5 protein-coding genes are annotated in these 8970 nt (G+C 70.8%); 1 reads left to right on the top strand and 4 read right to left on the bottom strand.

What is annotated here, in order from left to right:
• Positions 1–851 (bottom strand): GTP-binding protein (locus tag AB0G02_RS17675; RefSeq protein WP_360795142.1); only part of this gene is annotated, 851 nt, incomplete at its 3' end.
• Positions 852–1198: 347 nt separating this feature from the next.
• Here AB0G02_RS17675 and AB0G02_RS17680 point away from each other — a divergent pair.
• On the top strand, positions 1199–1735 hold the full coding sequence (locus AB0G02_RS17680; RefSeq protein ID WP_360795133.1) for a hypothetical protein: 537 nt from the start codon (positions 1199–1201) through the stop codon (positions 1733–1735).
• A gap of 61 nt (positions 1736–1796) precedes the next feature.
• On the opposite strand, the gene AB0G02_RS17685 is transcribed toward AB0G02_RS17680, so the two are convergent.
• The 3 genes from AB0G02_RS17685 to AB0G02_RS17695 are packed head-to-tail and all read right to left on the bottom strand — an operon-like array spanning position 1797 to position 8957.
• Positions 1797–5081: a discoidin domain-containing protein gene (locus AB0G02_RS17685; protein ID WP_360795136.1), complete on the bottom strand. Its 3285-nt coding sequence runs from the start codon at positions 5079–5081 to the stop codon at positions 1797–1799.
• Positions 5060–6490 (bottom strand): glycoside hydrolase family 43 protein, encoded by a 1431-nt coding sequence (locus AB0G02_RS17690; RefSeq protein ID WP_360795139.1) that lies wholly within the window; start codon positions 6488–6490, stop codon positions 5060–5062. The genes AB0G02_RS17685 and AB0G02_RS17690 overlap by 22 nt, the downstream gene beginning before the upstream one ends.
• Positions 6491–6518: 28 nt before the next feature.
• Positions 6519–8957: a beta-L-arabinofuranosidase domain-containing protein gene (locus tag AB0G02_RS17695; RefSeq protein WP_360795144.1), complete on the bottom strand. Its 2439-nt coding sequence runs from the start codon at positions 8955–8957 to the stop codon at positions 6519–6521.
• Positions 8958–8970: the final 13 nt, after the last annotated feature.

Genomic DNA, 8970 nt, shown 5'->3' on the forward strand with positions numbered 1-8970 from the left:
ACCCGCTGCCGACCGTGCACCTCCCCGGAGAACAGCCGCAGGTAGGCGACCTTCTCGCCGTTGGCGGCGCGGTCGACGGCGAACACCGTCCCGCGCGGCTCGTCGGACGTGACCGGGCGCGGCGCGAGGTACCGCCGCACCCCGTCGGCCAGCTCCGCGACCCCGGCGCCCGAGATGGCCGAACCGAAGAACACCGGGTGCACCAGCCCGCGGCACGTCTGGTCGCGCAGCGGTCCGGCCAGGTCGTCGGGCACGTCGCCGTCGACGGCCCGCGCCAGCAGCGCGAGGTCGTGGTCGGCCAGCGCTTCGAGCACCTCCGCCGCGAAGTCCGGGTCGGTGAACGGCCGGGCGACGACCCCGGCGTCACGGGTGCCGAGCCGGTCGACCCGCGTCACCGGCACGACGGCGGGCGTGAGCCTGCGCCGGATCTCGGCCACCAGGTCGGCCTGCCGCGCGCCGACCCGGTCGACCTTGTTGACGAAGACCAGCGTGGGCAGGCGCAACCGGCGCAGCGACCTCATCAGCACCCGGGTCTGGGCCTGCACGCCCTCGACCGCCGAGACGACCAGGACTGCGCCGTCCAGCACGGACAGGGCGCGTTCCACCTCCGCGATGAAGTCGGGGTGCCCCGGCGTGTCCACCAGGTTGACCTGGAGGTCGCCCAGCACGGGGTCCCGCAGCGCGAACCACGCCACGGCGGAGCGGATGGTGATGCCGCGACGGCGTTCCAGCTCGCCGCTGTCGGTCTGCGTGTCGCCGCCGTCGACGCTGCCGAGCCGCGGGATGGCCCCGTGGTCGAACAGCAGCCGCTCGGTGAGGCTGGTCTTACCGGCGTCGACGTGCGCGAGCACGCCCAGGTTGAGGGTTCGGGAAGCGATGACGGTCCTCGATGGTGTGGGAAGGGGCAACGGGCCGCACAACACCGTCGAGTCGCCGCATCTCATTCCTCCTCAAGGCCGGAGCGGATCGGAACACCGTAGAGGGCGCACGGCGGTCGTGCCGACCGGTTTTCCGACAACGCCTGGTGGGCGACTTCGCCATACCACGGGTTAACCAGTCGGAAAATCTCCCACTTGGCCGCTGTGCGGTAAGTGGCCGGCCCCTAAGCTGCTGACCGACGACGACCCCTGCCGCATCCCCCGCACCGACCCCGGTGATCCCGGGTCGACGAGGGCTGCCCGTCGAAAGGACAGTTCCCATGCGTACCGGTCGATTCCGCGCCGCCGTCGTGGCCGTCGCCACGGCCCTGCTCACCATCACCGGGGCGACCATGGCCTCGGCCGCGCCCGTCGAGGACGCCGTCTTCCAGCCCGCCGCCGACACGCCGATCACCGCGCTGGTCACGAAGCTGACGCACGCGCAGGCCGCGTCCCGCTTCAGCGCGGCGGGCATCTCGTGGACGTCCAGCGGCGGGTGCAGCGACCGCTACAACTCCACCTGCACGTCGTTCGAGCAGATCAACCTGACCACGGTGCAGGGCGCGGAGACGCTCAAGCGGGCCACCGGCTGCGCGCTGACCATCACCGGCGGCACCGAGACCGGCCACGCCAGCGGCACCTACAGCCACTGGAACGGCTACAAGCTCGACTTCCGCCTCACCACCTGCCTCACCAACTACGTCAAGGGCACCTTCACCTCCATCGGTGGCAGCAAGTGGAAGTCGGCCTCCGGGAACGTGTACTACCTGGAGAGCAACCACTGGGACGTCACCTACTACAACTGCGGCGGCTGCTGACACCGCCGCGGACAACGGGGGGACCGGCGACGGCCGGTCCCCCCGTTCGTATCACGCCCGATCACCCGAAGGCCTTCACCTCCAGCAGGCCCACCGAGTCCGCGCCGCTGGTCAGCACCACCCGCAACCGGGTCGTGCTCACCCCCGTGAACGTCACCCGCTGGTAGGAGTCCACCGCGACCGGGTAACCGCTCGCCCCCGGCACGTCGGCGTAGGCCGAGCCGGTCCAGTACTGGAGCTTCCACGACGCGGGCACGCGCACTCCCCCGTTGTCGTCGAAGAAGTACACCTGCGCGGACCGCACCGACTGCGCCGACGTCCACGTCAGCTCGGCCCACTGCTCACCGGTGTTCGGCCAGGTGCCCCACCGCGGGTTCGCGGTGTCGTTCGACGCGGGCGGGTCGACGCCGTCGTTGATGGCGGCCACCGACTCCCACGGCGAGGTGTAGGACGCCGACGGCGTCGCGGTCGACGCCAGGTTCACCGGCGGGTCCGGGTCCGTGCCGCCGCCCCGGTTGTAGACCTTCACCTCGGTCAACGCGGTCTTGAACCCGGACGCGTGGGTGAGCTGCACCCTGATCCGCTGCGCGGACACCGGGGTGAACCGGACCTGGTTGTAGTTGGCCCTCGGCGTCGACGGCGTCCTCACCTGCGCCGCCGCGGTCACCCAGGAGGAGCCGTTCCAGTACTGGACCGAGTACGACGCGGGCGCGCGGTACCGGTTGCCCGCCCGGTCGTCGCGGAAGTACAGCCGCACCTCGTCGACCGCGCGCTGCTGCCGCAGGTCGAGCTCGTACCAGTCGGAGGCGTTGGGCGAGCCCGAGGTGCCCCACAGCGGTTCGTTGACGGGGAACCCGTCGATCGCCGCGCCGGTCGACGTGCCGGACGCCGTGTACGACGCGGTGGCCGCCGCGCCCTGCGCCAGGTTCGGCGCGGTGGAGGTCAGGTCGACGCCCGCCTTGGCGAACATGTCCACCATGCGCGCGCCGGTGTGCGCCACGTCCTGCGGCGCGCGCAGCCCGCTGACGGTCGCGCTGTAGTTCACCGTGCCCGACCCGGACGGGAACGTCACCTCACCGGTCGCCGGGTTGTAGAGCACCCTGGTGAGCCGGTCGACGGTGAACGCGCGCGTGCCGTTCAGGTACACCGAGTACCCCTGCGGCACGCCGTTGTAGCGGGTGACGCCGTCGGCCGGGTCGTCCCACACCACGCTCAGGTCCATGTTGCGGTAGCGCAGGTTGTTGATCGCGAAGTGCGACCAGCCGATGTCGATCGGGGACAGCTCGACCCGGCTGTCGGTGCGCGGGCGCAGACCGGCCACGTCCTCGACCACGGTCCAGTTGCTGCTGCCGAGGATGTTGTGGTGGATCCAGGAGCGGTAGTCGATGGTGCGGCTGCCCGCGTTCCAGTCCGCCCAGAACTCGTTGGCGTCGGGCCACTGCGTGTTGCCGCCGACGTACTGCGCCCAGGTGTTCCAGTAGAGCAGCTTCTTGTAGTCCTCGGCCGTCATCCACTGGTTCGGGTAGTTGCGCAGCACCGACGAGTACAGCCGGAACTGGACGGTCGAGTTGATGGTGGAGAAGTTGTTCGAACCGGGGTGGCCCGCCGCGGCCGCCTCCGCCTTGTCCCGTTGGTTGGCCGTGTAGAAGGGGAACACCGGGTACTCGGCCGGGTCGGCGAACAGCCGCAGGGCCTGCTTGTACTGGTCGGTGTTCGGCATCAGGCCGACCGAGTACGGGTAGTAGTTGTTGATCTCCTTCCACGGCACGTGCGTGTTCGTGGCCACATGCTTGTGCTCCAGGAGCTGCCGGGACGGGTTCCACAGGGTGGTGACCACGCCGTTGCGGATGCGGTCCGCAAGCGCTTGCATCTCGGTCGCCTTGGCCGTGTTGCCGATCACCGCGTACGCCTGCTGCGCGGCCATCGCGCCGCTCCACACGTACGCCGTCTCGGCCCGGTCCATGTTGCCCGCGCGCCAGTCGAACGACACCGCGTCGGCGTCGTTGCCGGTCATCGCGCCCCAGTCGTACTCGATGACGCCGTTGTTGTTGGTGTCGTAGGTGGCCAACTGGCCCTTGGCGTCACCTTCGGCGTACTTGGCCAGGTTGCCCGCCACGGCCGGCTGGCCGCCGTGGACCTGGTAGCTGCGCCACGCCGCCTCGGAGATGTACTGGGTGTAGGAGTTGGACCAGTTCTCCGGGTCGCCCGGGTTGTCCATGAACCGGCCGCCCTTGGACGACTGGCCGACCGACAGCCACGGCCCGTAGGAGTAGATCGGGTCGCGCAGGTACTTCAGGTCGTCGATGTGCATCGGCTGGGTCAGCGCGATCGCGTTGTTGTAGCCGGTGACGCCCTCGATGGACACCGGGAACTGGTAGTCCTGGCCGGGGATGTCGACGTCGAGGTAGTTGAAGCGCATCAACCACCAGCGGTAGTACACGTTCTTCTTGATCGCCGGGTCCGGCACGTCGATGTAGGGGATGTTGTCGGCCCACCAGCGGTTGTAGTCGCGGACGTGGGTGGCGAACGCGACCGACGGCGTGTGGCCGCGGTAGGCGTTGTACTCGGTCAGCGACTCGGGGATCTCGTCGGTGACGAAGCCCATCACGACCTTGGTGGTGGTCGACTGGCCCGCGTTCAGCGTGACCGAGCGGGTCAGCGCGCCGCTCGCGGCGGCGAACCCGTCACCGGACAGCCTCGGCCGGATGGTGGTGAGGTTGTTCTTCACCTGCCGCGAGCCGGTCAGCTCCGAGCCGCTGACCGTGGTGGCGTACGGCGAGGTGACGCGCAGCGCCAGGGTCGTGGCCGCCGAACCGGTGTTGGTGACGGTCAGGTTGGTGACGGCCACGTTGTTGTGGGTGATGAACTTGGCCACGTCCACCCGCACGCCGGTGCCGGTGTAGACGCCCTTCCAGTGGCTCGGCGCCTGCCACCGGCTCGACACCTGCTCGGTCAGCGACCCCGAGCCGACGGTGATCGCGTAGGCGTTCTGGCTGCTGATGTTGTCCCAGTACGCGGCGTTGCCGCCGAAGCCGATGACCGCGGGGTCGTGGGTGTTCATGAACAGGCCGCGGCCGCGGGTCATCAGCCACGGGCCGGACGGGTCGTTGCCGGGCCGGGCGAGCAGGCGGTCCACCCAGAAGTCGGTGCCGCCGCTCTCGGCGTCGTAGATGGCGCGCATGGTGCTGCCCGTGCTGTACGCGACGGGCGGCGCGGGGATCGCGGGACCGTTGAACGTCGGGTAGCCGATGGTCTGCGCGGCGGAGGCGTGCTCCACCGGCACGAGCAGCGCGGCGAGCACGACGACGGCCGCCAGCCGCCGCGTCACGCCTGGAAGGCTTGCCATTCCAGCACCCCCGTCGAGTAGTCGGGCTTCGCGGTGACGACCAGCCGGAGCCGGGTGGTGTCCACCGCGGTGAACGTGGTCGTGTTGAAGGTGTTGCCGGCGACGCCGCACGCCGACTGGCCCGGCACGTCGACGTACGCGCTGCCGTTCCAGTACTGCACCTTGCAGGACGCGGGCAGGTCGATGCCCTGGTCGTCGTCGAACCAGTAGGTCGCCGTCCTGTCGATCGAACGCGCCGCGGGCCACTGGTACTCGACCCACTGCGTGCCGCGCTCCGGCCAGTTGCCGTAGGCCAGGTTCGCGCGGTCCGCCGAGTTGGCGGGCGTGCCGCCGTTGTTCAGCGCGGCCAGCGACTCCCAGGCCGAGACGTAGGACGTCGACGCGGTCGCGGACGGTGCGAGGTTGGTGCCGGTGCCGGGGTTGCCACCGGGGTTGGGCGGCGGGCCGGACGTGGTCTGGGTGACCTTGCGCATCGTGCCGTCGGCGTTGAAGGTCAGCAGGTCCACCGCGACGGAACGGCGGAAGTTGCCGCCGCCGGGCGCGTTGGCGTTGTGGTAGACGATGTACCACTGCCCGTTGAACTGCACGACGCCCGCGTGGTTGGTGGTCGACGAGACCCGGTCCAGCACGACGCCGCGGTGCGTCCACGGCCCGAGCGGGCCGGTGGCGGTGGCGTAGCGCTGGCAGGCGTAGCTGGAGTCGGTGACGCAGCCGTTGGTGTCGTTGGCCGCGTACACCATGTAGTACAGGCCGTTGCGCTTGAACATCCAGGGCGCTTCCCAGTAGTTCGCCAGGCCTTGCGGCGTGACCACCGCGCCGTCCAGCTCGGTCATGTTCGCCTTGAGCTTCGCGGCGCGCACACCCCAGTAGCCGCCCCAGTAGAGGTAGCTCTGGCCGTCGTCGTCGGTGAACACCGTCGGGTCGATGTTCAGCCCGGACGAGTTGGGCGTGCTGTCGCTGACCAGCGGCCCGCCCCTGGCGTCGCGGAACGGGCCGAGCGGGCTGTCGCCCACCGCGACGCCGATGTCCATCCAGCCCGCGCCGTTGCCGTTGACCGACGTGTACCAGTAGTACTTGCCGTTCTTCGGCTCGACCTCGCTCGCCCACGCGTCCGCGCCCGCCCACGCGAACGTGCCGATGTTCGCCTTCGCGCCGTGGTCGGTCCAGGTGGCGGCGTCGGTCGAGGACAGCACCCGCCACTCCCGCATGACGAAGTTGTTCGTGCCGGCGGGCGCCTCGTCGCGGCCCGCGTAGATGTACATGGTGTTGCCGACGACCAGGGGCGCGGGGTCGGCGGTGTAGTAGGCGGTGACGATCGGGTTGGCCGCGGACGCGGCCGGGGTGACGGCGGCGGAGGCCACGAGCGCGAGTGCCGCGCCCAGCTTCACCGCCCGGTGTCGGGTGCGCATGGGTGGTCCTAACGGTGGGGGACGTGGGCTAGCGGCCGGTCGCGTGCAGGTCGGCCACCTCGGCGGCGGTCAGGGCGCGGCCGTGGACGCGGAAGCCGTCCACCGCGCCGTCCAGGTAGGGGTCGCCGGAGTACTGGGAGCGCCCGATCCAGTTCTGCGTGGTGCTGCCGAGCGCGGACGGGCGCACGGTCAGCGCGGTGTTGCGGGCCACCTCGACCCCGTTGACGTAGAGCACGCCGAGGTTGCCGGTCTGCGTCACGGCGACGTGCGTCCACGCCCCGGCGGGCAGCGGCGACGGCGCGTCGACGTGCTGCTCGGTGCTCGCGCCACCGGTGGTGATCGCGAAGCGGGCGCCGCCCGCCGAGCTGCGCGGGGTGAGGAACAGGCAGGTGGTGGGGCCGGAGCCGAAGTCGAACACGCGCGCCCACGTCGTCACCGACCCGAGCCACACCCAGGTGGCCACGCTGAACGCCGTCGCACCGGCGAGCAGACCGGCGGGCAGCAGCACGTGCTCCCCCGCGCCGCCCAGGTCGACCGCGGAACCGCTGCGGCCGGTGGTCCACCGCGCCCCGCCGGCGAGGGTGGCCGTGCGGCCGTTGCCGGTGGCGTCCGCCGCGACCGAGCCCGCCGCCTCGTCGAACGGGTAGTGCGCGATGAACGGCGGCTGCGCGGGCGTGGCGGTGAGGTTCGAGTAGTCCGTGGCGCGCTGCCCGTGCGCCTGGTAGCACGGCTGCAGCGCCACCTGGCCGGTGCTCGCCGTCGCCGTGTACCGCAACGGCGTCGAGGTGGCGCGCAGGGTCGCGGGCTGGAGCGTGGGCATCGACGTCAGGTTGGTCGTGCCGTACCCGCCCGCCAGCACGATCGGGCCGTGCTTCACCGCCTGCACGGCCGGGTTGTCCGGGGTCGGCTCGCGGGTCAGCGCCATCGGCAGGCTCAGGTCCACCACGTCACCGCTGGACCACGTCCGGTCCAGGCGCGCGTACGTGCCCGGCACGGCCGCGACGTCCTGCACCGCGCCGTTGAGCTTGAGCTGGGCGCCCGCGGCCCAGGACGGGATGCGCACCCGCAGGTCGATCGGGCCGGAACCGGTGATGGTGAGCCGGGTGGAGGGCGACTCGGGGAACCCCGTGTCCTGCCGCACCGAGATGCCCCGGCCGGGCCAGGTGAGGACCGAGGCGATGAACAGGTTGACGTACAGCGTGTTGCCCGACTGGAAGTAGATGCTGTCGCCGTGCTTGGTGTTGGTCTCCATCCCGGTGCCGTGGCAGCAGGTGAAGTCCTGGTAGTCGTTGCTGTAGGTGCGCTGCCCGCCGGGCCGCAGCGGCACGTAGTAACTGTGGTGCCCGTGCTCCGACGCGGGGTCCTGGCCGCCGAGCAGGTGGTTGTACAGCGCCTTCTCGTGGAAGTCGAAGTAGTGCGCCCTCGGGTCGGTGCGGAACAGCTGGCGGGTCAGCTTGAGCATGTTGTAGCTGTTGCAGCACTCGCACGTGCTGTCGGACAGCTCCGACGCGATCCGGCCGGGCGCCTTGAAGTACTCGCCGTTGGAGTTGCCGCCGATGGCGTAGGTGTGCGACCCGACGACGATGTTCCAGAAGTTGCTCGCGATGTCGCGGTACCGGGTCAGGCCGGTGGCGTGGTACTCGCGGATCGCGCCGAGCGCCTTCGGGATCTGGGTGTTGGCGTGGTAGCCGTTGAGCGCGTCGGTGTTCGCGGCCAGCGGGTCGAAGACCTCCGCGTGGTCGAAGTGCTGGGCCGCGGTCAGGTGCGCCGGGTCGCCGGTGACCTGGTACAGGTTGGTCAGCACCTCGTTCATGCCGCCGAACTCGGTCTTCAGCATGTTCTGCCGCTGGGCGAGGGTCAGCCTGCCGTTGCGCCACCCGACCCACGCGGCCATGCGGGTGAGCACGGTCAGCGCCTGCGCGTTGCCCGCCAGCAGGTGCGCGTCCAGCAGGCCCGCCATGATCTTGTGCAGCGTGTAGTAGGGCGCCCAGACCTGCCGGCGGGCCTCCACGCGGTCGATGAAGCTCTCCGGGAACGCGGACAGGTAGCCGGTGTTGAACCCGGCGGCCTGCGCCCGGTCCTGGCAAGCGGCCAGCTGCGCGACCAGGTAGTCGGCCTTGGTGCGGAACGCGGTGTCGCCGGTGCTCCCGTAGGCCTGGGCGAGCGCGGACAGCACGTGACCGGTGGAGTGCCCGCGCAGCTCGGTGGTGGGCGACTCCCACCCGCCGCACGGCGTGGCCGAGGACGGCAGGCCGACGTTGAGCCGGAACGTGTGCAGCAGCCGGTCCGCGTCGAGGAACTTCAGGTACGAGTGGGTGCGCGCGGTGTTGGACTGGAACGGGCCGGCCAGCAGCGCCACCGCGCCGAGCGGGAACGGGTTCGCCGACACACCGGTGTCCGGCCTGGCGGCGGCGTGGGCGACGGGCGTCGTGGACAGGGCGGGCAGGGCGGTGGCCGTGGCGATCACCGCGCCCGCGCGC

The organism is Actinosynnema sp. NPDC023658, assembly GCF_040639995.1.
GTDB lineage: Bacteria > Actinomycetota > Actinomycetes > Mycobacteriales > Pseudonocardiaceae > Actinosynnema.